Origin of the sequence: Actinoplanes sichuanensis (assembly GCF_033097365.1) — a bacterium.
In the GTDB taxonomy this organism is placed as follows: domain Bacteria; phylum Actinomycetota; class Actinomycetes; order Mycobacteriales; family Micromonosporaceae; genus Actinoplanes; species Actinoplanes sichuanensis.
Genome location: NZ_AP028461.1, coordinates 2,030,670 through 2,053,241 on the forward strand (window position 1 = coordinate 2,030,670; position 22,572 = coordinate 2,053,241).

The window sequence follows — 22,572 nt, forward strand, 5'->3', positions numbered from 1 at the left end:
CGACACAGCGACCGCTCCGCGGCCAATCCCCAGGAGGTCCAACATGGAGGCTTCCAGTTCTCCCTCGCCCAACGAACCGACGAGTAGCACGGCACCACCGACCGCCACCGCCACCGCCACCGCACCGGACGAACGAGTATGGCGGGCGGGTCGGCTCGAACCGATGCCGATTCGGGAACTACCCAAGGCGCCGCCCTCGGTCCACCTGCTCGGCCCGACCGTGTTCCTCGTCGCGCTCGGCGTGGGCATGGGCGAGTCGTACATGTGGCCCCGCCTGGTCCTGATCTTCGGCCCGGAGATCAGGTGGCTGTTCCTGATCGGCGTCACCCTTCAGGCCTTCGTCATGCTGGAGATGGCCCGGTACGCGATGGCGACCGGAGAGAGCATCTTCTTCGGCGCCGCGCGGGTCTTCAAACCGCTCATGTGGTTCTTCTTCGTCACGGCGATCCTGGTCTACATCTGGCCGGGACACCTCTCCACCGGCGCCGCCGCCTTCGAACAGGTGACCGGCATACCATGGACCGTCACCGCCTGTGTCGGACTGATCCTGGTCGGTGTGCTGTTCAGCCTGGCCAAAGTGATCTACCCGCTGCTGGAGAGCCTGCTCGGTGTGCTGATCGGCCTGCTCGTGGTCAGCACCTCGATCGTCGCCTCACTGGTCGGCCGGTGGGCCGACGTCACCTCGACCCTCGGCGGCATGTTCCACTTCGGCTACCTGCCGGACGAGGCGATGTCGGCGACCTGGTTCCCGGTCATCGTCGGCGCGATCGCCTTCGCCGGACCGTCCGGCATGCAGCAGATGTGGTACACGCTGCATCTGCGTGACTCCGGCGCGGGCATGGGTTCGCACATCCCGCAGATCCGCGGGTTGCGGCACGCCGACGAGCAGGAGGAGATGCCGTCGCGGGGCTTCATGTTCGACACCGCGAACCCGGAGGAGATGAAGAAGTGGAAGGGCTGGCGGCGCTGGGTGACCTTCGACGCCCTCCTGCTCTTCTGGGGTGTCACCATGCTGGTCACGGTCTCCTTCACGGTGCTGGCCCAGACCGCCGTACGGGTCAACCCGAACGTCGGTGACCTGATCCGCGACGGCGACCGCGAGGTGGCGCTGACCGCCATGGCCGACGCCTTCGCCTCGGCGGGCGCGCCGGTACTGCACGGCGTGTTCCTCGGCTTCATCGCACTGATCGGGCTCAACGCCACGCTCGGCCTGTTCGACTCGTTCTCCCGCGGTCAGGCCGACATGACCTACCACTTCGTCCCCGGCGCCAAGCGGTTCAGCATGTCCAAGCTGTACGCCGGCTTCCTCTGGGGCGTCATCACGTTCGGCATCCTGATCCTGAACTTCGGCCCCGCCGACGGTCCGGGCGCCATCCTCGACGTGTTGGCCTTCCTGTCCACCTTCGCGATGGGCGCTTACTGCGTCGTACTGCTGCTGGTCAACAACCGGATGCTGCCCAAGCCGATCCGTCCCGGCATCGTGCAGAACGTCGTGATCGGGTTCGGTGCGGTGTTCTACCTGGGCATGCTGATCTACAGCCTGGTGCGGTTCGGCGTGGTCATCTGATGACCGGGGCGAACATGCGTCACCTCGGTCAGCTCGCACTGCCCGGCGCCGGCATCGGCGCGCTGGCCGGGATCGCCGCCGTCGGACTGGCCCTGATCTCGGGCCAGCCCGTCGGTTGGGCGCTGGCCACCGGTCTGGCGCTCGGACTCCCGCTGGCGCTGCTCGGCGGCGGCTTCGGGTTGCTGCTGGCGGCCGGGGTCATCGCACCCGGGGTGTTCGCCCCGACCGCGTTGTACTGGCTCCTCGGGTTCCCCGTCGCCCGGCTCACGCATGAGGTGCTGGTCGGCCTGCTCCTGGTCGGTCGGCCCACCCTGCCGCCGGACATGCTCGGCTTCCTCGCCTACCAGGCGATCGTGAGCCTCGGCTTCGCGATCGGTTTCAGCTGGCTGCACGAGCGGGTGGCGCCGGGCTGGCTGCGCCGGATCCGGCACGGCAACCCGAAGGCCGAGCGCCTGTACCTGTTCTACCTGCGGCACGCCGAAGCCCAGTGGAAGGCACGCGAGAGCCGCCGCCGGTCCCGGGCCGCCGCCCGATCCAAGGGAGCCTCATGAATCTACCGCTCTGGGTATGGGCCGTGACGATCATCGGGTTCGCCGTCATGATCGCCTTCGACTTCTACCTGGTCGCCCGGAACCCGCGGGAGCCGTCCTTCCGGGAGTGCGTCGCCTGGGTGAGCTTCTACGTGCTGGCGGCGGTCGCCTTCGGGTTCCTGCTCATCGGGACCTACGGGGCCGGATACGGGGGGCAGTTCTTCGCCGGCTGGCTCACCGAGTACTCGCTCAGCGTCGACAACCTGTTCGTCTTCATCATCATCATGAGCCGGTTCGCGGTACCGGTGAAGTACCGACAGAAGGTGCTGCTCATCGGCATCGTGCTGGCGCTGCTGATGCGCGGGATCTTCATCGCCGCCGGCGCCTCGGCGGTCGCCCGGTTCGACTGGCTGTTCTATCTGTTCGGCGCGTTCCTGATCTACACCGCGGTGAAACTGGTCGGGCCGCAGCAGGAGGACGAGTTCTCGGAGAACTTCGCCCTCCGTACGGCGAAGCGGATCCTGCCGACCACCGAGTCCTACCGGGGCGCCTCGATGCTGGTCCGGGTGGACGGCCGGCGGATGGTCACGCCGATGCTGATCGTGATGGTGGCGATCGGCACCACCGACCTGCTCTTCGCGCTCGACTCGATCCCGGCGATCTTCGGGCTGACCCAGGAGCCGTATCTGGTGTTCACCGCGAACACCTTCGCGCTGATGGGCCTGCGGCAGCTCTACTTCCTGCTCGGCGGGCTGTTGGATCGGCTGGTCTACCTCAGCAAGGGCCTGGCTTTCATCCTGGCCTTCATCGGCGTGAAGCTGATGCTGGAGGCGGCGCATCACGACGGGGTGTCGTGGGCGCCGGCGGTGCCGATCACCGTCTCGCTCGGCGTGATCGTCGGCACGCTGATCATCACCACCGTCGCCAGCCTGCTGAAATCCCGCAGGGTGGAGAAGGAGGAGCAGCCGGCGTGATCGTCAGGCGTTGATCAGACCCTCCTCCGGGGCGGAGCCGCTGAGGAAACGCGCGATCTCCTCGTCGCTGGGCCGGGCGGCCCGCCGCTGGTTCTCCAGGGCGGCCGCCAGGCCCAGCCCGAGGGTGCGGCCGTCGGCGGGGGAGCCGGACGGCAGCGCCAGCCGGTCGGTGAGGCGGTTCAGGGTACGTGTGAACTTCCGCCACGTGGTCATGACTACATCACTCCTGCTTGTCGGTCGTGCCTGAGAGGCAACTCCAGCATACAGGCTTCGGTATACAATAAACGATCTAGTGACCAAAGCCACCGCGCCCCCTAGACACCCCGCCGTGCCATGGTCCACGATTGGTGTCTACCCCATACGGTATGCAATCGCAGGTGTCGAGGAGGGCGCGGTGCGTCGCCACCTGACCGCATGCCGAAGTAGCGCGACCATGGAGGGCTCGGATCATGACCATCGCATCACTCCGGGAAACAGAGGCCGGCGACACCGTCGGCGCGCAGAGACTCACCGACGGAATCCATCTGGTCGTCGACGCGCTCAAGCTCAACGAGGTCGAGGCCGTCTACGGGGTCGTCGGCATCCCGATCACCGACCTGGCCCGCCTGGCACAGGCGTCCGGCATCCGCTACATCGGTTTCCGGCACGAGAGCGCCGCCGGGCACGCCGCCGCGGCGGCCGGCTTCCTGACCCGCAAACCGGGCATCTGCCTGACCGTGTCCGCGCCGGGCTTCCTCAACGGACTCGTCGCGCTGGCCAACGCCACCGTCAACTGCTTCCCGATGGTGCAGATCTCCGGCTCCAGCGAGCGGCACCTGGTCGACCTCCAACGCGGCGACTACGAGGAGATGGACCAGCTGGCCGCGGCCCGACAGTTCGCCAAGGCCGCGTACCGGGTACATCGGGCCGAGGACATCGGCCGTGGCGTGGCCCGCGCGATCCGGACCGCGGTGTCCGGCCGACCCGGCGGGGTCTACCTGGACATCCCGGCCGCGGTCCTCGGTGAGGTCATCGACGCCGGCCTGGGCGCGGCGTCACTGTGGCGGGTGGTCGACCCGGCGCCACGGCAGGTGCCCGAGCCGGCCGCCCTGGACCGGGCGATCGAGCTGCTCGCGAGCGCTCAGCGGCCGCTCGTCGTGCTCGGCAAGGGCGCCGCGTACGCCCAGGCCGACGACCAGATCCGCGAGTTCGTCGAGCGCACCGGCATCCCGTACCTGCCGATGTCGATGGCGAAGGGCCTGCTGCCCGACGACCACCCGCAGTCGGTGGCCAGCACCCGGTCGCTGGCCCTGCGCCGGGCCGACGTGGTGATGCTGGTCGGCGCCCGGCTGAACTGGCTGCTCGGCCACGGCGACGCCCCGCAGTGGAACCCGGACGTCAAGTTCATCCAGGTCGACATCGCCAGCACCGAGCTGGACAGCAACCAACCCATCGCGGCGCCGCTGGTCGGCGACGTCGGCTCGGTGCTGGCGGCCCTGAGCGAGCGGACCGGACCGGGCCGGATCACGGTGCCGGCCCCGTGGCGTGACGAACTCGCGGCGCGCTCCGCGGACAACGTCGCCAAGATGTCCAAGCGCCTGGCCGCCGCCGAGACCGCACACCCGATGAAGTTCCTCGGCGCGCTGCAGGCCATCCGCGACGTCCTGCGCGACAACCCCCGGGCGTACCTGGTCAACGAGGGTGCGAACGCACTGGACCTGGCCCGCAACACGATCGGGATGCAGGTGCCCCGGCACCGGCTGGACAGCGGCACCTGGGGCGTGATGGGCATCGGCCTCGGGTTCGCGATCGCCGCCGCGGTGGAGAGCGGCGACCCGGTGGTGGCCATCGAGGGCGACAGCGCGTTCGGGTTCAGCGGCATGGAACTGGAGACGATCTGCCGCTACGACCTGCCGATCGTCACCGTCGTGCTGAACAACAGCGGCGTCTACCGCGGCGACGCGGCGGCCTCCGAGTCGGGCGATCCGGCACCGACCGCCCTGCAGGCCCGGCACGACCTGATGATCGCCGCGTTCGGCGGCCGGGGCTACCGGGCGACCACCCCCGACGAGGTCACCACGGCCCTCCGGGAGGCGCTGGCGCTCGGTAAGCCCGCGCTCATCGACTGTGTCATCGACCCCGCCGACGGCACCGAGAGCGGCAACATCGCGCACCTCAACCCGAAGGGGATCACCGTCCAGCGGTGAGATCGACACCAGCCGGGCGGCCCGCCAGCGCGGGCCGCCCGGCTGATCGGCATCGGTGGCTGGCCCGCTACTCGGGCAATCGTACGGATGTTCTATCCTTTGTGGGTGGCTGAGGGCGCGGATCGCGGGTACAGATACCGCTTCTACCCCACCCTGGCCCAGGCCGAGCTGTTGACGAAGACGTTTGGGTGTGTGCGGCTGGTCTACAACTTGGGGTTGCAGGCCCGCCGTGACGCCTGGCAGCAGCGGCAGGAGACATTCAGCTACGCGGTGACGTCGGCGCTGCTGACCGCCTGGAAGAAGACCGCCGAGTTTGAGTTCCTGAACGAGGTGTCATCTGTGCCGTTACAGCAGACACTGCGACACCTCGACAGCGCCTACCAGCAGTTCTTCGCCGGTCAGACGCGGCTTCCACGATTGAAGTCGAAGAAGAAGTCGCGGCGGTCAGCGGAGTTCACCAGCAGTGCCTTCACCTACCGCGACGGTGAGTTGCGGCTGGCGAAGTTGATGGACACGCCGTTGGCGGTGGTCTGGTCGCGGCCGCTGCCCGACGGCGCGGTGCCGTCGAAAGTGACGGTGTCGCAGGACCGGGCGGGCCGCTGGTTCGTGTCTCTGAAGGTTGAGCGGCCCGTTCCGGTCGCTGTGGTCACCAGTCGGATAGTTGGGATCGACGCCGGGCTGAACCGGCTGCTGACGTTCGCAGACGGCGAGCCGGTGGACAACCCGCGGCACGAACGCCGGGAGCGCGCCGCCCTGGCACGGGCGCAGCGGGAGTTGGCGCGGAAGGAGCAGGGGTTCCCGGAATCGGGAGAAGGCGCGGATCAAGGTGGCGCGGGTGCATGCCCGGGTCGCTGACCGGCGCCGGGATGTGTGGCATCAGGTGACGACTCGGCTCGTGCGCGATAATCAAGTGCTCGTGATCGAGGACCTCGCCGTGAACAACATGCTCAAGAATCACAGCTTGGCGCGGGCGATCAGTGACGCTTCCTGGCGGATGTTCCGCACCCTGCTCGAATACAAAGCGCGGGAGTATGGGCGGACGCTGGTCGCGGTGCCGCGCTGGTATCCGTCGACCCGGTTGTGTTCGGTGTGTGGGGTGCGGGCGGAGAAGATGGATCTGTCGGTGCGGGCGTGGACCTGTGCCGGCTGTGACACGAGGCATGATCGGGACGTGAATGCGGCCCGGAACATTCTGGCCGCCGGGCTGGCGGTGACGGCCTGTGGAGCTGACAGAGGACCTCAACGGGGAACCACTTCCCGGGCGGGCAGCCGGCGATGAAACAGGAAGCACTCTGGGGTGACCCAGTGGAATCCCCGTCCCTTCAGGGGGGAGAGGCCAAGAACAAGAAGTCGATCTCCGTGTGGGGGCGGTCGTATCGGCAGCGCCCGTCAGGTTAAGGAATTCGGTGAACCGGACTCCTTACGCCTCTGGTGGTACGACTCGCGGGTGCGCTCGGTGTGCTTGCGCATCAGCTCACCGGCCCGCCGGCTGTTGCCCTCGGCGATCGTCTCGATCAGGGCGGCGTGCTCATCCCACGCCTCGCGGCCCCGGGTCCGGGCGATCGGCGAGTAATACCACCGCGTGCGGCGGTCGACCATCGCGATCAGTTGGGCCAGCACCTTGTTGCCGGACATGTCGACCAGGTGCGCGTGCAACGCCGCATTCGCCTCGACCAGCGCCACCTGGCTGTCCTCGCTGAGCGCCTGCTCGCCGGCCCGCTGCAGCTCGCGGAGCCGCTCGACCTGCTCGGGCGTCGCGTTCTTCGCGGCCAGCCGTGCCGACTCCGCCTCCAGCAGGGTGCGGGTGCTGAGCAGCTGGTCGGCCTCCTCCTCGGTGGGCACGTGGACGAAGGCGCCGAGCGCGGGCCGCAGGTCGACCCAGCCCTCGTTGTGCAGCCGCTGGAGGGCCTCGCGGACCGGCTGTCGGCTCACCCCGAGGTGGGCGGCCAGCTCGTTCTCGACCAGGTGCTCACCGGGTTGCAGCTCACGATTGATGATCATCTCGGCCAGGGCGTCGTAGACCGCCTGGCGCAGCGGGGCCGGCCGCTCCAGGGGCTGACGTGCGGCCCGGGCCCCACCCAGTGAACGTCGCGCGCCGGCTGGCGAGGTCGCGCCTCTCCGATCGGTCATGGGAATACCTCCGGCTGCGATAAACGAAAGGCGAGAAACGAAAGGCGGAAAGAAACGATCGAACTGGGCTATAGCATACAGTCGCCGAGATGCAATGACGGATCAGCCGTAGGGGTGGACGGTCTGCACCGCCCACCCCTACGGCTGTCGACGCGATCTACTCGAACTCTTTCACCGCGGCTATGGACAGGCCGTGCGCGGTGTTCGCCTCCCGCTCGATCATCACCTCGACCAGCACCGGCCGGCTGGTCCGACGGGCCTCCTTGGTGGCCCAGGCGAGGGCGTCGGCGATCTCGCCCGGTTCGTGCACCCGGCGGCCGGCACACCCGTACGCCTCCATGATCTTGACGTTGTCCGTGCCGTATCGGTCGTAGTGGATGTCCACCTCGTAGTTCATGTCGTAGCCGATCTCCGCCTGGCGGATCAGCCCGAGGTACTCGTTGTTCAACATGATCAGCACGAAGGGGATGTCGTACTGGGCCGCGACGGCCAGCTCCTCGACCAGGAACTGGAACGAATAGTCACCGACCACACCGACCACCTCGGCGTCCGGCCGCGCCGACTTGACCCCGATCGCGGCCGGGATCTCCCAGCCGAGTGGCCCGGCCTGGCCGCAGACCTGATAGTGCCGGGGCTTGAACACCCGCTGGAACTGCCCGGACCAGATCTGGTACAGCCCGATCGCGGTGACGAAGTAGGTGTCCGGCCCGAAGAACTCGTTGATCTCCCGGAACACCCGGGGCGCCTTGATCGGGACCGAGTCGAAGTCGTCCCGGCGGCCCAGCGTCTCGCGCAGCCCGCGGACCGTGCAGACCCAGGCGCCGCGGTCACGAGTGGTGCCACGCCGCCGGGCCGCGTCGAGCAGCGCCGCCAGGAACGGCCCGGCCGCCGACACGATGCCGAGGTCCGGCCCGAACACCCTACCGAGCTGGGTCGGCTCGATGTCGACGTGGATGAACCGCCGGTCGCCGCGATAGGTCTCCAGATCGCCGGTGTGCCGGTCCCCGAAGCGGGCGCCCACCGCGAGTACCAGGTCGGACTCCAGGAAGGAGGCGTTGCCCCACCGCTGGGTGGTCTGGATGCCGGTCATCCCGGCGAACAGATCGTGATCCTCGGGCAGTGCGCCCTTGCCCATCAGGGTCACCTGCACCGGGATGTCCAGGGCCTCGGCGACCTCCCGCAACAGCCCGCCGGCCTCGTCGATGATGACCCCGCCGCCGGCCAGGATCAGCGGGCGCTCGGCGGCCAGCAGCATGTCGAGGGCCCGTTCCACGCGGGGTGGATGCGGCTCGACCACCGGCACCGGCAGCGGCGCGTCGATCGAGGCGTCCCATTCGATCTCCTGCCGGGCCACGTCGACCGGCAAGTCGATCAGCACCGGCCCGGGTCGTCCGGAGCGGGCGATCCGGAACGCCTCCCGGAAGATCCACGGCGCCTGGGCCGCCTCCTTGACCTGGACCGCCCACTTGGTGACCGGCTTGGCGATCTCGACGATGTCCACCGCCTGGAACGCCTCCTGGTGCAGCTTGGTGGTGGGCGCCTGACCGGTGATGCAGAGCATCGGGATGGAGTCGGCGTGTGCGGTGTACAGGCCGGTGATCATGTTGGTGCCGGCCGGCCCGGAGGTGCCGATGGCCACGCCGACCCGGCCGTTGGTACGGGCCCAGCCGTCGGCCATGTGGGTGGCGCCCTCCTCGTGCCGGACGATCAGGTGTTTGATCTGGCTGCGCCGCAGCGCCGCGTAGAGCGGAAGGATGGCGGCGCCCGGGCAGCCGAACGCGATGTCGACCCCCTCCGAGGCGAGCACCGCGACGACCGCGTCCATACAGGGGATCTTCGGCATGGATTCAGACCTCCGAGAGACGGGTCAGGCCGGAGCCGGCGTGGGGATGATCGGCGCCCGCTTGGCCATGGTCCGGGCCAGCAGGTCGGTCGCGGCGTGCACGGTCCGCAGCGTGGGGGCAGGCGCCCCGGTGATGTCGGCCATCTCGACCACCGCGGCGACCACGGCGTCGAGCTCCAACTGTTTGCCGGCTTCCAGGTCCTGCAGCATCGAGGTCTTGTGATGCCCGACCCGCTGCGCGCCGTCGAGGCGTCGCGCGATGGAGATCTCCGGGGTGCTGCCGACGCGGGCGGCGATGTCGAGGATCTCCTCCATCATCAGCTCGACGACCCGGCGGGTGCCGGCGCTCTCACAGATCTCGACCATGGTGGCCCGGGTCAGTGCACTGATCGGGTTGAGCGAGGCGTTGCCCATCAGCTTGATCCAGATGTCGTCGCGCAGTCGGGGTTCGACCGGGCACTTCAGGCCGCCGGCGATCATCGCCTCGCTGAACCACCGGCACCGCTGCGACACCGTGCCGTCCGGCTCGCCGATGGAGAACCGGGTGCCCTCCAGGTGCTGGATCACCCCCGGTGACTTGATCACGGTGGCCGGGTAGACCACGCAGCCGATCGCGCGCTCCGGTGCCATCACCGCGGAGGTCTCGCCGTCCGGGTCCACCGCCTCGATCCGGTGCCCCTCGTACGGCCCGGGCAGCCGGTGGAAATACCACCACGGGATGCCGTTCTGCCCGGCGACCAGAGCCGTCTGCGGGCCGAGCAGGGGAGCGAGGAGCGGACCGGCCGAGGCGTACGAGTGGGCTTTCAGACCGAGGAAGACGTAGTCCACCGGGCCGATCGTCGACGGATCGTCGGTGGCGTGCGGATGTGCGGAGAAGTCTCCGCGCGGGCTGAGCACCCGTACCCCGTGGGCCCGCAGCGCGGCCAGGTGCGCCCCGCGGGCGATCAGATGGACGTCTGCTCCGGACCGGCACAGCGCGGCGCCGACATAGGCGCCGATGGCACCGGCTCCGAGCACTGCAACTCGCATGGGCCACCCCCTGTTTGCACACGGATGTGTATGCGTTATGGGGAGTACAGTATGCAATCGGTGGGCGAAGAACAAGCGTGCCCCGGCCGATGGTCGGCCGGGGCACGCTCGCTGGCGGAATCAGTAACCGAAGTCCTGGGTGTAGTACGGGGTGCCGCTCGCGGAGTAGACGACACCCACGCCGACCGACTTCGACTTGCAGTTGAGGATGTTCGCGCGGTGGCCCGGGCTGTTCATCCAGCCGTCGACCACCGACGCGGCGGTCTGGTACCCCCACGCGATGTTCTCGGCGGACGGCCGACCGTATCCGGTGGCCTTGGCCCGTGCGACGAACGACGTGCCGGCATCGCCGGTGTGCGAGAACGTGCCGGTCCGCGCCATCCACCCGCTGTGACCGCGAGCGGCCGTGGTGAGCTGCGCGTTCACCTTGAGGGCGCCACAGCCGCGCTTGGTGCGCTCGACGTTGGTGAGCCGGTTGACCTCGGTCTGCAGCGCCTGCTCCGAGGCCTTCGCCGGGGCTGCCTCGGCCGGGGTCGCGATCATCGTCAGGGCGCCGGCGACGGCGGGGGCGAGGAGGGCGGTCACGGCGAGGCTGCGGAGAAGCTGGCGCAAGAGCAAACCCTTTCAGTGGTACGAGGCCCGCGTTTCGGGCTCACCGATGACTTCGGCCCCGCACCCGCCCCGGTGATCGCGAACACGGTGCGTGATGGTCTCGGTCGGGTTGCGGCGGATCATGGGACCGCATATCGATTGGGAACGTTCCCGGTGTACCGTGCCGTCGGACATCGAACATCATTTAAGACAATTTGGAGTTACCGTGAGTGCTGACGGTGCGCCCCGTTCGAAGTGGCCGCTCGCCGTGGCCGGGGGAGTGCTCGCGCTCGTCGTCGCCGTGCTGGCCGTGGTCTACCGAGCCGTGGTCGGCGACACCGGTGCGCCGCAGTTCGCGCCGGTCGAGGTGGCCGAGGGCTTCCCACCGGTGCTCCCGCCGTCGTTCGACGGACCGTCAGCCGCCGCCACCACCGCCGTCCCACGCCCGGCGAAACTCTCCCCGTCGTCGGTCCGCAAGTCCGCACCGCCCAGCACCGCGACACCCGGCAAGCCGATCAGCGACTACTCGGCGTGTTCCAACGGCCGGACGGTCGTCTTCACCGCCACCTTCGCCGAGGAGTTCGGCTACCGGCACGTCTTCATCGACACCGACGGCGACCCCAAGACCGGGTACGCGGTGCTGGAGATCCCGGCCGGATTCGGCGCCGACTACATGATCGAGAACGACGTGCTCTACCGCTCGACCGGCGCCGACTGGTCGTGGGCCGAGGTCGAGGGGATCAAGCCGCTGGCCGGAGTCACCGGCGGCAGCTACCGCTGGCAGCTGCAACCGGGCTACGGCGTCGGCGACGTGGTCTTCAACGGCTCCGACGGCGAGACGACCGAGGAGAGGTTCACCCCGGTCGTCCCGGTCCGCGGCTGCTGAGGGTCCCCACCACCCGACCGGCAGTGCTTCGATGAGGGAATGACCATGCGAATCGTCAGCGCCACCCGAGACGTCGACGCCCCGGCCGACCGGATCTTCGAACTCATCGCCGACCCCTCACGGCAGCCGAGCTGGGACGGCAACGGCAACCTGACCTCAGCCGAGGTCGGCCAGCGGGTGCGCGCCGTCGGTGACGTCTTCATCATGACGATCAGCACCGGCGACCGGCGGGAGAATCACGTCGTCGAGTTCGAGGAGGGCCGGCTGATCGCCTGGAAGCCGTCCGAGGTCGGCCGGGACACCCCGGGTCACCTGTGGCGGTGGGAGCTCAAACCGATCGGCCCCGCGCTGACCCGGGTCACCCACACCTACGACTGGACCGGCCTGACCGACGAACGCCGCATCCCCCGAGCCGAGGCCAACACCGGTGACAGGCTCCTGGCCTCGATCGACCGGCTCGCCGCCCTCGCTCAGACGTAGGTCAGCGGGCAGCCGTACCGCAGGGAGTGCTCGGCGGCCTGCCGGAACAGCGCCACGTAGAACAGCAGCGGGTCCTCGATCGCGAGGGTCAGCGCCAGCGGGCCGGTCGGCAGGTCACCGGGCAGGCCGGCCTCGGCGGCGATCGGGGCCATCGCGGCCCGCAACCACTGCGCGCTGACCACGTTGGTGACATCGTCGAACGAGGTCGCGACCGGCAGTTCGATCAGCCCGGGGAAATCCACCGGCACGAGCAGCGACGCGTTCAGGACGTCACCGACCCCATGCCGCTCGCACACCTCGGCGAACGCGTCCATCGGTGGGATCAGCTTCTCCTCGAAATCCGCGGCGCCGGCCGGCGGCCCCGGATAGGCGGGCCGGCCGCGGTCGCCGAGCGCCTCGTCGAGCAGCGGCCCGCACTCGCCCTCCGCCCAGCCGGCGGCGCTGACGGACACCAGATAGATACCCACGCCGCAAACCCTAGAGCCCTCCCCGAGCCAGGGCTCGCCCGGACCGGTCGCCGCCGCCGACGACGCCGACCCGATCGTCGTCGTCGTCGGCCGCGCGGACCGGCCGGACCCGGAGTTCGGCCGGTCCGCTACCGGCCCGCCGCGCGCCAGCCCTCCTCGAACTCGGCGGCGGTGATCTCCTGTGCGGCCAGGTCCGGGTCGTACAGGTCGGCCGGTGGGTCGAACAGGATGTCCTCCGGCCGGATCCGGACCGAGGTGCCGTCCCGGAAGATCTCCACCTGGCGACGCCGATGCCCGTCCGGGCCGAGCTCCATCAGATAGATCTCCGGCAGGGTGTCGTCGTCCGACTCGTCGTCCCGGGCCCGCAGGTGGATGACGTCCCGATCGAGGAGCGCCCCGAAACCCGGCCGGTCACGCTGCGCGTCGCGGGTCGCGCGCAGCGCGGCCAGCGCCGAGGGCAGGACCGGTGAGTCGATGTCGACGTCGTCGATCCCCGCAGCCAGATCCGTGGCGCGCTCGGCCGGCCCCGCGACGACCGCGACCTCGGCGAACGTCTCCCGGATCTGCCGTGCCGAATCGGCGCGGATGCGCCAGGGCATCGAGCTCATCCCGGCGTCGACACTGATCAGAAACCACGTCTCGGACATCGCACCATCATGGCCGGACCCGGCCGGACGACTTCGGGCAGGATGCCGTCAGCCTTGTCCGGACCCGAGTCGCCGGGCCTCGCCGGGGCCGCCGAAACGGTGCACCTCCTGCGGCCATTCCAACGCGACCGCGAGTCGCCCGGCCCAGTACCGGGCGGTCTCGTCGTCGGGCACGTCGATCGCGGCGAAGCCGCCGAGGTGCTCCTTGGTCTCCACGAACGGCCCGTCACTGAAGATCGCCTCCCCGTCGACCGCTTCGACGCTGAACAGCGCGGTGGACCTGTCGAGGCCGCCGTTGGAGAAGAGCAGCACGTCGGCGGCCTGCATCTCGGCGATCACCGCCCGGCTGGTCACACTCTTGGCCTTGATCTGCTCCTCGGTGTGCGGGGGAACCCATTCGTCGTTGAAGGTGATCAGGTACTCCGGCATCGTCGTCTCCTTCTGATCGCCGGCGGCGGCCGACCGGCCGCCGCACACCTGTTCCACGAACGGCCGCGCCTCGATCCGACATCATCCCGGAACCGATCTGCGGACGCTCACCGATTCCGGCGTACCCGGACATGAAAGCCCTGAAATGGGGTAACCCGTAGGTATAGGGAGGTGACTGTGATGGGAGAACCGGTCGGCACACTGACGCCGCTGAGCGACACCGGTCAGCTGATCGCCGATCCGACCCTGGACGTCCGGGGCCGGTCGGTGATCGACAGTGACGGCGAGAAGATCGGTACGGTGGCGGACCTGTTGGTCGACACCCTGACCAATCATGTGCGGTTCCTGCGCGTGGAACACGGCGGCGTTCTCGGTTTCGGGGCGCAGTCGTCGTTCATTCCGGTCGAGTCGATCGCGCGAGTGACCGAGGACGAGGTGTACGTGACGTCGTCGAAGGATCATGTCGCCGGTGGGCCGGGCTACGACCCGGATCTCGTCGACCAGCAGGACTACTACGAGAAGATCTACGGCCACTACGGGCACCTGCCGGCGGCTCCGCCCGGGTCGATGTATCCGGGCCTGACCGGACTGCCCGGCAGCCCGGGACTACCGCCGGTCCGCTGACCCGACGGGTGACGGGTCCTCGCGAGAGGGCCCGTCGCATTAACGTCGCAGGCATGCTGACACACATCACTTTCGACGCCGACGGCCTCACGCTCGCCGGTGATCTGCGAGTGGCCGGCGACGGTGCGCCCGCGGTCGTGCTCACCGGGCCGTTCACCGGGGTGAAAGAGCAGGTCACCGGGCTGTACGCGGCCCGCCTGCACGAGCGTGGCATCACCACTCTGGCGTTCGACCATCGGGGCTTCGGGCAGAGCGCGGGACGCCGGGCACACGAGGACACCCAGGGCAAGCTCGCCGATCTGCGGGCCGCGGTGACCGTGCTGGCCGAGCATCAGGCGGTCGACCCGAACCGGATCGGGGTCGTCGGCATCTGTCTCGGCGGCGGCTACGCGGTCCGGGCCGCGGCCGCCGACCCCCGGCTGCGGGCGGTGGCCGGGATCGCCGGCGCCTACAACAGCCCGGCGCGGTTCGCGGCCGGCGACCCGGACGGCTACCGGCAGGCGCTCGCCTCGTTCATCGAGCGCTGGGACGAGGAGTTGCCGGCGGTGGCGTCGGGCGGGGCGCCCGCGGCGATGGGCGGCGACGAGCCGTACGCCTACTACGGCACCGAACGGTCGGCCGCCGAGCACTGGGAGAACCGGGTCACCCACGGTTCGCTGCACTCGCTGATGACCTTCGACGCTCTCGGCGCGGCGCCGCTGCTGGCCCGTACGCCGCTGCTCGTGGTGCACGGCCGCAAGGACGACTACTGCTCTCCGGAACTGGCCGAGGCGCTGTACGAGCAGGCCACCGGCCCGAAACGGATGCACTGGCTCGACGCCGGCCGGCACATCGACCTGTACGACGTCGAGCCCTACGTGACGCAGGCCGTCGACGAGACGGCCGAGTTCCTGCGGTCGGCCCTGGAGAAGCCGGTCAGTTCCTGACGGTGGGTGAGCCGGGCAGGTCGACCCGCATGTCGCCGGCCCCGTCCCGGTCCACGTTGTAGAGCAGATACCCGGTGGCGCTCCAGCCGCCCTGGACCGGTGACTCCCGGTACACGGCCTCGCAGGTGAACAGGGCGCTCTCGTCACTGTTCACCCGCCGGGTCAGGTCACACGACCCGTGTCCCAGCGACTCGGTGCCCTGCCGCAGATCGAAATGGACATCCAGCAGGTCGAACTTGCGGCGCCCGTCGGTGGTGTCGTCACCGCCGTTCTGCCACGAGACGCCCGCGTACGCCCCGCGCGTCGACGACCCGTGGTAGATGCAGATCCGGACCCGGAAATCGGTGTCGAACCCGGGCGTGTCGAACTCGATCGCGTGCTGCGTGCCGCAGGTGGTCTCGGCCCGCGCCGCTGTCCCGGTCAGTGCGAGACCGGCCGTGGACAGCGCCGCCACCAGCGCGTATGTCGTGATTTTCATGATTTCACCCCCAGCCATCATGGCTGGCGGCCGGGTCTCGCGTGGGCGGCTATTGGAAACGGCCTCGATGGAGGTCACGCAGCTCGGCCTCGAAGATCGGCGCCGGCCCGTCGACCCGGGCGCCGGGCACCACCGCGGCGATCGGCAGCGGCGCCACCGGGCCGGGCGGCACGTCCCACTCGGTGAGCCAGCCGACCAGCTGGCCGCTCGACGCCGCGTAGACGATCCGCCCCAGACCGACCCAGCCGTGACTTGCCGCACACATCGGGCAGTGCTCACCCGACGTGTAGACGGTCGCCGCGGCCCGCTCCTCGGGAGTCAGGTGGGCCGCCGCCCACCGGGAGATCGCAAACTCCGGATGCTGGGTGGCGTCGCCGTTACGGACCCGGTTACGGTCCTCGAAAAGGACCTCGCCGTCGGCCGCGACCAGCACCGATCCGAACGGCTCGTCACCGTCGGCGACCGCTTCGCGGGCCAGGTCGACGCAGCGGCGGAGGTGAGTCAGATCGTCGTCGGTGATTCCCATGAGGCTCAACCCTATCGGTGGTGAACGACCGTCGCTCACGTCACGTACCACTCTGCGTGATGCAACCTTCCGGCGTCCCGGCTCGTCTTGCCGGGCAGACGTTCTAGGAGGTTCATGCATGCGGGGGCTTGCGCGGCTCGTTTACGCTCCACAGCCGTTGAAAACGACAGGGAGATTTCTCGCCGGAGTGGCCGCCGTGATGATCGGAGCGGCCGCTCTACCGGCGCCCGCCTACGCCATCGCCAACGGTGAGGCGGTGCCCGACGGGCGCTATCCGTTCGCGGTCAAGATCTCCACGATCGGCATCCCCACGGCGGACGGCGGCAAGCGTGACAGCTCCTGCTCCGGCGGGCTGATCTCACCCCACTGGGTGATCACCGCGGCGCACTGCTTCCGCGACCTCGACGGCAACCGGGTGTCGCACACGGTCGCCGAGAAGACCTTCGTCGCCGTCGGCCGGGCCGATCTGACCAGCAAGGACGGGTTCACCGCGGACGTCGTCGAGGTGGTCCAGCACGGCCAGGCCGACGTCGCCCTGATCCGGATCGACAAGGCGATCACCAAGATCGACCCGCTCACGCTGGGGAGCAGAAAACCGGCCGAAGGGCAGAAGGCCAGGCTGGTGGGGTACGGCTTCACGAACCCACAGGCCACGCAGACCCCCGACCGGCTGCGCACCGGGCGATTCGAGGTCACGTCGGTGGACGACACCGAGATGGGCCTGTCCGGGGTCGCGCCCCGAGCCACCACCAGCCCGTGCGAGCGGGACTCCGGTGGGCCGTATTTCACCGAGGGCGATGACGGGGTCGTGCTCATCGGCGTGGTCAGCCGAGGCCCGGACTGCCCGCACGCCGGGCCGGACATCGCCACCCGGGTGGACGCCATCGCCCCGTGGGTCAAGTCGGTGATCAAGGACGATCTGGCGGCCACGACCGCGCCGTCGAAGACCCGCAAGCCGTCCGGCCGTACCGATGGATCGTCGGTCCAGGCTGCACCCCCGACGCCTGCCGCGACCCTCGGCGGGTTCTCACCGGTCGTCCTGGTGACCATCCCGGCGGTGGCGGTCGGCTTCGTCGTGGTGCTGATCGCTTCCGGTCGCCGTAACAGGCGCAACCGCGGCCACCACCGTCGCCGCCGCTGACCGGTCCGCTCAGAGCCGCAGGTCCTCGCCGATCGGGTCGAGGTCGAACGTGAGCAGGCCCTTGCGGACCGCGTCGAGGTCGTTCACCACGTCGGCGGCCTCCTGGTGGGTGTCGACGTCGAGGAACAGCACGACGCCGGGGACGTCGCCGGTCTTGACCGCGACCTGAACCACCACCCGCCGCTGGACGAGGTTCCAGGACGGCCTGGAGAACGCGTTCTCCTTGAAGAAGATCCTGAGCTGTTCGGGTGTCACGCCCGGTCCGGGGCGCGAGTTCGCCATGAAGCGCATGCCGTCATGCTCCCCGCTCGGATTCGGGCGCGTCGTCATCCGCCGCGAATGAGCCCGCATCGACCCGGTTCCATGTTCCGTGACTCTGTTGTAACGTCGCAATCGCTTCGAACATGTTCAGTTCTGGTCGAACATGTTACGAGTCTGATCGCCGTGCCATCGGAGGGAGCCCGAATGTGGCGGATCGTGGGTTCGGTTCTGACGCTTCTTGTCGGATTCATAGCGGTTCCAGCGACGGGTGCGCAGGCGGCGGCCGGACCGCAGAGCCCGGCCGACGTGTACCGCTACCTGGAGGATCCGCGGATGACCGGCGAGGGGCAGCAGGCCCCGCACGCTGACCTGCGGCCCTACGGCGACGTGGCGACCGCGGTCCGGGACGCCACCTCGCACGACGCGCGGTCGCCGTATGTGACCAGCCTGAACGGCGGCTGGCGGATGAAGCTCTTCGATCGGCCCGACGACGTACCGGCCGGGTTCGCCGCGGACGGTTTCGACAGCTCCGGCTGGCCGAAGGTGACCGTGCCGCACACCTGGCAGTCCGACTTCGTGGACCACCCGATGTTCCGCAACATCCCGGAGGAGATCTGGCCGGACAACCCGCCCTTCGTGCCGAAGGACGTCAACCCGACGGGCGCCTACCTGCGCACCTTCGACGTGCCGAAGAACTGGGCCGGCGGCCGGGAATTCCTTCGCTTCGAGGGTGTGACCAGCGGTTACTTCGTCTGGGTCAACGGCGTTTACGCGGGGTACGACCAGGGCGGCTACACCCCGGCCGAGTTCGACGTGACCGAACTGCTCAAGCCCGGACGCAACACCATCGCCGTGCAGGTGCACCGCTGGGGTGCCGGCGCCTACCTGGAGGACTACGACCAGTGGCGGTACAGCGGCATCTTCCGCGACGTCACGCTCTACCGGACCGAACCGGTGCGCCTTCGGGACGCGTACATCACGACCGACTTTGATCCTGATTTCCGGGATGCCACCCTGAGCGCCCGGATCGACCTGGCCGGCGCCACCCACGACGGCTGGACGGTGCGCGGCACGCTGCGGGACGCCGCCGGGCGGACCGTCACCACGATGACCCAGCCGGCCGACCAGGACCGGATCACGCTGACCGCCCGGGTGACGAGCCCGGCGCAGTGGACCGCCGAGGACCCGAACCTCTACACGCTCGCCCTCGAACTGCTCGAACCCGACGGACGGGCGGCGCACATCACCGCGCAGACGGTCGGGTTCCGGGAGATCGAGATCCGGGACAAGCAGCTCCTGGTCAACGGGAAACGCATCCTGATCAAGGGTGTCAACCGTTCGGAGACCGACCCGGACACCGGCCGGCACGTCACCCGCGAGGCGCAGCGCAACGACGTGTTCCTGATGAAACGCCTGCACGTCAACGCGGTACGCACCTCCCACTACCCGGCCGACCCGTACTTCTACGACCTGGCCGACCGCTACGGCCTGTACGTGGACGACGAGGTCGACATCGAGACCCACTCGCGGGAGAACTGCCCGAGCGTCTGTCTCGCGTCGAAACCGGAATGGGCGGCCGCGTTCGCCGACCGGTTCCAGGCGATGATCGCCCGCGACAAGAACCATCCCAGCGTGATCCTCTGGGACACCGGCAACGAGGCGGGCCTCGGCACCGCGCACTATGCGATGGCCGAGTGGGCCGACGCCAACGAGCCGACCCGCCCGCTCTACCACCAGTCGAACTCACCCGACGGTGACGCGCCGTTCGCCGACGTCAGCGGCCCCCGCTACCCGACCCCGGCATCGGTCGAGAACAAGGCGAAGACCGGCACCAAACCGATCGTGATGGGCGAGTACGCCCACGCGATGGGCAACAGCATGGGCAACTTCGACGAGTTCTGGGCCATCGCCCGCCGCGAACCGTCGATGCAGGGCGGTTTCGTCTGGGACTGGGCCGAACAGGACCTGCGCCAGCCGCTGATCCTGACCCCCGACACGTCGGCCAACCGGATCCAGTCGTTCCTGGTCGGCAAGCCCACCTTCGTCGACGGCCACCGCGGTAAGGCGATCAGCCTGTCCAGCCTCGACGACTTCGTCGACGTGTTCCGCGACCGGCGCCTCGACCTCACCGAGAAGGTCACCCTCGACGCCTGGGTGAAGCCCGGCGAATGGGCGGGCAGTTTCCCGATCGTCACGAAGGGCCGCGCCTACGCCCTGCAGATGCGTGACCAGGACACCCTCGAATTCGGCGTGAACAACGTCTGGGCCGCCGCCGACGTGCCCGCCGACTGGTACGGCCAATGGCACCGGGTCACCGGCGTGTACGACGGCGCGAAGCTGGAACTGCGGATCGACGACACGCCGGTCGCGACCACCGCCCGGACCGGCGCGATCGACCCCGGACTCTACGAGGTCAACATCGGCCGCAACGCCGAGACCCAGCAGGACGACCTCAAGGTACGGACCGGGCGCGGCCTGGTCGACGACGTGCGCATCTACGGCACCGGCCCGGACCCGGTCCTCGCCCTGGACTTCGACCGGTCCCAGCGGCGCGGCGACTTCCTCAGCCTCGGCCTGAGCCTGTCCGGCACCGACGGCATGGTCTCCTCCGGCCGGGTTCTGCAGCCGGAGACCGAGGAGGTGGCCTGGTCGCACTCACCGATCCGGATCACCGCCGTGGACGTGTCGGCCGGCCGGGTCCGGGTGCTCAACGAACAGCCGGCCGGCACCCGACGACTGCGGCTCACCTGGTCACTGACCGAGATCGACAAGCGGCTGCGCGGCGGCACCCGGGACGTCACCCTCGCCGCGGGCCAGAGCGTCGACCTCGACCTGGGCTCGGTCCCGGCCAACCCGCACGACCGGGAACGCTGGCTGAACGTGTCCGCCGCGACCGTCCAGGACCTGCCCTGGGCCGAGCGTGGCTGGGTCGTGGCCCGCGAACAGTTCGCCGCCGGCGGCCGGGTCGTGCCCGGCATCCTGCCCGCCGTCGCCCGCCGTGCCCCGCTGCTCTCCCTCTCTTCGAAGACGATCACCGTTCGTGGTCAGGGCTGGCGCTACCGGTTCGAGAACGGTGCACTCACCTCACTCGCCGCCGACGGACGCGAACTACTCAACGCCGGCCCGGAACTCGACGTCTACCGGCCGCCGACCAGCAACGAGACGTACGGCTGGGGCACCGCCGACCGCAATATCTGGCACGAGGTCGGCCTCGACCGTCTGGCCACCACCGTGGAGGACGTCACCGCGAAGGTCGACGGCGATCAGGTGATCGTCACCGTCCGTAGCACGGCGGCGGCCCCCGGGCTGGCTGACGTCTTCGCCGTCGGGCAGACCCTGCGCTACCGCGTCGACGGCAACGGCACGATCACCCTCGACCATCAGGTGCAGGCCCGCGGCAGCCGGGCCGGGGCACTGCCCTACCTGCCCCGCGTCGGCGTCCAGGTCAAGGTGCCCGAGTCGCTCGACGACTTCACCTGGTACGGGACCGGGCCGCACGAGACGTACAACGACCGGGTCAGCGCCGCCACCGTCGGCGTCTGGCGCAGCACGGTCGACGACCAGTACGTCCCCTACGCCCGTCCGCAGGCCGGCGGCAACCACACCGGAACCCGCTGGGCCGCCCTCACCGACGGTCACCGCACGGGTCTGCTGGTGGGTAGCCCGACCGGCGCCGACCTGGACGTCAGCGTCACCCGCCACGACGACCTGGACCGCGCCGAATACGCCCACCAGCTGCCCTTCGTCCGCAACAAGGGCTGGGTGACCCTGCACGCGGCAACCGGTGAGACGGGCATGGGCGAGACCCCCAACTCGGTCCTCACTCCCTACCGGCTGTCACCGACCGCGGCCTACGACTACTCGCTGATCCTCCGGCCCCTGGCCGACGGTCGCCTACCGTCACCGTCCGCGGCCGCTCCCTGCCCGCCCGACGTCACCCTCACGGCAGACACCACCACCGCGACGGTACGGGTGGACGCGCGCTGTGCCGCACCGCTGCGAGACGTGGCGGTGACCCTGGACGTACCGGACGGCTGGCAGATCACCCCGGCCTCGGTACCGCTCGGCGAGGTGGCGGCCGGGAGCCCCGAGACCGCGACGTTCCAGATCACCGTCCCCGCCGGAACCGACTGGGGCCGGCACACCCTGACCGCGTCGGTGACCTCGACGACCACCACCGGTTTCGACAGCACGGTGACCGCCTCGGCGACGGTCGGCACCCCGCTGCCGGCCGGCTCGTCCTGGGTCAGTGACCTGCCGTTCCTGGAGACGACGAACGGTTGGGGCCCGGTCGAACGCGACCGCAGCAACGCCGAACAACCGGCCGGCGACGGCCGCCCGCTCACCCTGGGCGGTGTCGTCTACGACAAGGGCCTCGGCGCCCACGCGGTGTCGAAGGTGGCGCTCGACCTGACCGGCCGCTCCTGCACCACGTTCCGCGCCGACGTCGGCGTAGACGATGAGATGGGCAACTCCGGCTCGATCACGTTCGAGGTCTGGGTCGACGGTGTCCGGAAGGCCTCCACCGGCCGCTTGACCGGTTCGGCGTCGGCCCAGCCGATCGAGGCCGACGTGACCGGAGGGACCCGCCTGGAACTCCGGATCACCGATTCCGGAGACGGCAACGGAGCCGACCACGGCGACTGGGCCGCCGCCCGCCTCCTGTGCGCTCCTCAGCCCTCGTCGCAGGGCTGAAGCCGGTAGATCGCGCCCTCTCCCTCGCCGTCGTCGGCGGGGGAGAGGGCCAGCCAGTGGTTCGGCACCAGAGTCACATAGCCGGGTCCGGCGCCGGTGTCGATCCACACGGGGGCCCATCCGTCTTCCGGTAGCCGCCGTGGGCCGACGGTCAGGATCGGC

The 22,572-nt window shown here is 69.5% G+C and carries 22 protein-coding genes and 1 pseudogene; 11 read left to right on the forward strand and 12 right to left on the reverse strand.

All coding sequences use genetic code 11. The features are described from left to right. The first annotated feature begins 43 nt into the window (after positions 1-43). From Q0Z83_RS08805 to Q0Z83_RS08815, 3 genes are read left to right on the forward strand one after another with little or no spacing between them, the layout of a single operon-like run. On the forward strand, positions 44-1,567 hold the full coding sequence (locus Q0Z83_RS08805; RefSeq protein WP_317793327.1) for an Nramp family divalent metal transporter: 1,524 nt from the start codon (positions 44-46) through the stop codon (positions 1,565-1,567). Further along, the gene (locus Q0Z83_RS08810) at positions 1,567-2,118 is read left to right on the forward strand and encodes a hypothetical protein (protein WP_317793328.1); all 552 of its coding nucleotides are present in this window, start codon (positions 1,567-1,569) and stop codon (positions 2,116-2,118) included. The genes Q0Z83_RS08805 and Q0Z83_RS08810 overlap by 1 nt, the downstream gene beginning before the upstream one ends. Next, on the forward strand, positions 2,115-3,071 hold the full coding sequence (locus tag Q0Z83_RS08815; RefSeq protein WP_317793329.1) for a TerC family protein: 957 nt from the start codon (positions 2,115-2,117) through the stop codon (positions 3,069-3,071). The genes Q0Z83_RS08810 and Q0Z83_RS08815 overlap by 4 nt, the downstream gene beginning before the upstream one ends. Positions 3,072-3,074: 3 nt before the next feature. Here Q0Z83_RS08815 and Q0Z83_RS08820 read toward each other — a convergent pair whose 3' ends face one another. Further along, entirely contained in the window at positions 3,075-3,284 is a 210-nt protein-coding gene (locus Q0Z83_RS08820; protein ID WP_317793330.1) for a hypothetical protein, read from the reverse strand. 236 nt (positions 3,285-3,520) lie between these two features. Between Q0Z83_RS08820 and oxc the strand changes: the two genes are divergently transcribed. After that, a complete protein-coding gene (gene oxc, locus Q0Z83_RS08825) occupies positions 3,521-5,257 on the forward strand; it encodes an oxalyl-CoA decarboxylase (protein WP_317793331.1) in 1,737 nt (578 codons plus the stop codon). A gap of 55 nt (positions 5,258-5,312) precedes the next feature. Then, positions 5,313-6,536, forward strand: a pseudogene (locus Q0Z83_RS08830) (RNA-guided endonuclease TnpB family protein). Between the two features lie 110 nt (positions 6,537-6,646). Here the strand turns inward: Q0Z83_RS08830 and Q0Z83_RS08835 are convergent. The 4 genes from Q0Z83_RS08835 to Q0Z83_RS08850 all read right to left on the reverse strand — a co-directional run bounded on the left by Q0Z83_RS08835 (position 6,647) and on the right by Q0Z83_RS08850 (position 10,871). Next, entirely contained in the window at positions 6,647-7,387 is a 741-nt protein-coding gene (locus Q0Z83_RS08835) for a GntR family transcriptional regulator (protein ID WP_317793332.1), read from the reverse strand. Positions 7,388-7,544: 157 nt separating this feature from the next. Further along, entirely contained in the window at positions 7,545-9,230 is a 1,686-nt protein-coding gene (gcl, locus tag Q0Z83_RS08840; protein WP_317793333.1) for a glyoxylate carboligase, read from the reverse strand. Between the two features lie 24 nt (positions 9,231-9,254). Further along, a complete protein-coding gene (locus Q0Z83_RS08845; protein WP_317793334.1) occupies positions 9,255-10,259 on the reverse strand; it encodes a 2-dehydropantoate 2-reductase in 1,005 nt (334 codons plus the stop codon). Positions 10,260-10,379: 120 nt separating this feature from the next. Continuing rightward, positions 10,380-10,871 carry a CAP domain-containing protein gene (locus Q0Z83_RS08850; RefSeq protein ID WP_317793335.1) on the reverse strand — a complete coding sequence of 164 codons (492 nt, stop codon included), beginning with the start codon at positions 10,869-10,871 and terminating at the stop codon, positions 10,380-10,382. Positions 10,872-11,076: 205 nt separating this feature from the next. On the opposite strand from Q0Z83_RS08850, the gene Q0Z83_RS08855 reads away from it, so the two are divergent. Both Q0Z83_RS08855 and Q0Z83_RS08860 read left to right on the forward strand, forming a co-directional pair. After that, a complete protein-coding gene (locus Q0Z83_RS08855) occupies positions 11,077-11,736 on the forward strand; it encodes a hypothetical protein (protein WP_317793336.1) in 660 nt (219 codons plus the stop codon). Between the two features lie 45 nt (positions 11,737-11,781). Then, positions 11,782-12,216, forward strand: coding sequence for an SRPBCC family protein (locus Q0Z83_RS08860; RefSeq protein ID WP_317793337.1), 435 nt, complete (start codon positions 11,782-11,784; stop codon positions 12,214-12,216). On the opposite strand, the gene Q0Z83_RS08865 is transcribed toward Q0Z83_RS08860, so the two are convergent. The 3 genes from Q0Z83_RS08865 to Q0Z83_RS08875 form a co-directional block, all read right to left on the reverse strand. Beyond that, positions 12,207-12,683: a hypothetical protein gene (locus Q0Z83_RS08865; protein WP_317793338.1), complete on the reverse strand. Its 477-nt coding sequence runs from the start codon at positions 12,681-12,683 to the stop codon at positions 12,207-12,209. The two genes, Q0Z83_RS08860 and Q0Z83_RS08865, sit on opposite strands and share 10 nt — an antisense overlap. Before the next feature lie 128 nt (positions 12,684-12,811). Beyond that, entirely contained in the window at positions 12,812-13,330 is a 519-nt protein-coding gene (locus Q0Z83_RS08870) for a hypothetical protein (RefSeq protein WP_317793339.1), read from the reverse strand. A gap of 48 nt (positions 13,331-13,378) precedes the next feature. After that, positions 13,379-13,759, reverse strand: a complete 381-nt coding sequence (locus tag Q0Z83_RS08875) for a YciI family protein (protein WP_317793340.1) — start codon at positions 13,757-13,759, stop codon at positions 13,379-13,381. Between the two features lie 180 nt (positions 13,760-13,939). Here Q0Z83_RS08875 and Q0Z83_RS08880 point away from each other — a divergent pair, with 180 nt between their 5' ends. Further along, positions 13,940-14,383 carry a PRC-barrel domain-containing protein gene (locus Q0Z83_RS08880; RefSeq protein WP_317793341.1) on the forward strand — a complete coding sequence of 148 codons (444 nt, stop codon included), beginning with the start codon at positions 13,940-13,942 and terminating at the stop codon, positions 14,381-14,383. Between the two features lie 53 nt (positions 14,384-14,436). After that, entirely contained in the window at positions 14,437-15,309 is an 873-nt protein-coding gene (locus Q0Z83_RS08885) for an alpha/beta hydrolase (RefSeq protein ID WP_317793343.1), read from the forward strand. On the opposite strand, the gene Q0Z83_RS08890 is transcribed toward Q0Z83_RS08885, so the two are convergent. Then, positions 15,299-15,787 carry a hypothetical protein gene (locus Q0Z83_RS08890; RefSeq protein ID WP_317793344.1) on the reverse strand — a complete coding sequence of 163 codons (489 nt, stop codon included), beginning with the start codon at positions 15,785-15,787 and terminating at the stop codon, positions 15,299-15,301. The genes Q0Z83_RS08885 and Q0Z83_RS08890 overlap by 11 nt on opposite strands. A gap of 49 nt (positions 15,788-15,836) precedes the next feature. Beyond that, on the reverse strand, positions 15,837-16,313 hold the full coding sequence (locus tag Q0Z83_RS08895) for a nucleoside deaminase (RefSeq protein WP_317793345.1): 477 nt from the start codon (positions 16,311-16,313) through the stop codon (positions 15,837-15,839). A gap of 199 nt (positions 16,314-16,512) precedes the next feature. Here Q0Z83_RS08895 and Q0Z83_RS08900 point away from each other — a divergent pair, with 199 nt between their 5' ends. Further along, positions 16,513-17,454 (forward strand): S1 family peptidase, encoded by a 942-nt coding sequence (locus tag Q0Z83_RS08900; protein WP_317797056.1) that lies wholly within the window; start codon positions 16,513-16,515, stop codon positions 17,452-17,454. Positions 17,455-17,463: 9 nt separating this feature from the next. On the opposite strand, the gene Q0Z83_RS08905 is transcribed toward Q0Z83_RS08900, so the two are convergent. Continuing rightward, complete coding sequence (locus Q0Z83_RS08905; RefSeq protein ID WP_317793346.1) at positions 17,464-17,745, reverse strand: hypothetical protein; 282 nt, start codon at positions 17,743-17,745, stop codon at positions 17,464-17,466. 174 nt (positions 17,746-17,919) lie between these two features. Here Q0Z83_RS08905 and Q0Z83_RS08910 point away from each other — a divergent pair, with 174 nt between their 5' ends. Further along, positions 17,920-22,410 carry a glycoside hydrolase family 2 TIM barrel-domain containing protein gene (locus tag Q0Z83_RS08910; RefSeq protein ID WP_317793347.1) on the forward strand — a complete coding sequence of 1,497 codons (4,491 nt, stop codon included), beginning with the start codon at positions 17,920-17,922 and terminating at the stop codon, positions 22,408-22,410. Here Q0Z83_RS08910 and Q0Z83_RS08915 read toward each other — a convergent pair. Next, positions 22,389-22,520, reverse strand: coding sequence for a hypothetical protein (locus tag Q0Z83_RS08915; protein WP_317793348.1), 132 nt, complete (start codon positions 22,518-22,520; stop codon positions 22,389-22,391). The two genes, Q0Z83_RS08910 and Q0Z83_RS08915, sit on opposite strands and share 22 nt — an antisense overlap. Positions 22,521-22,572 lie beyond the last annotated feature (52 nt).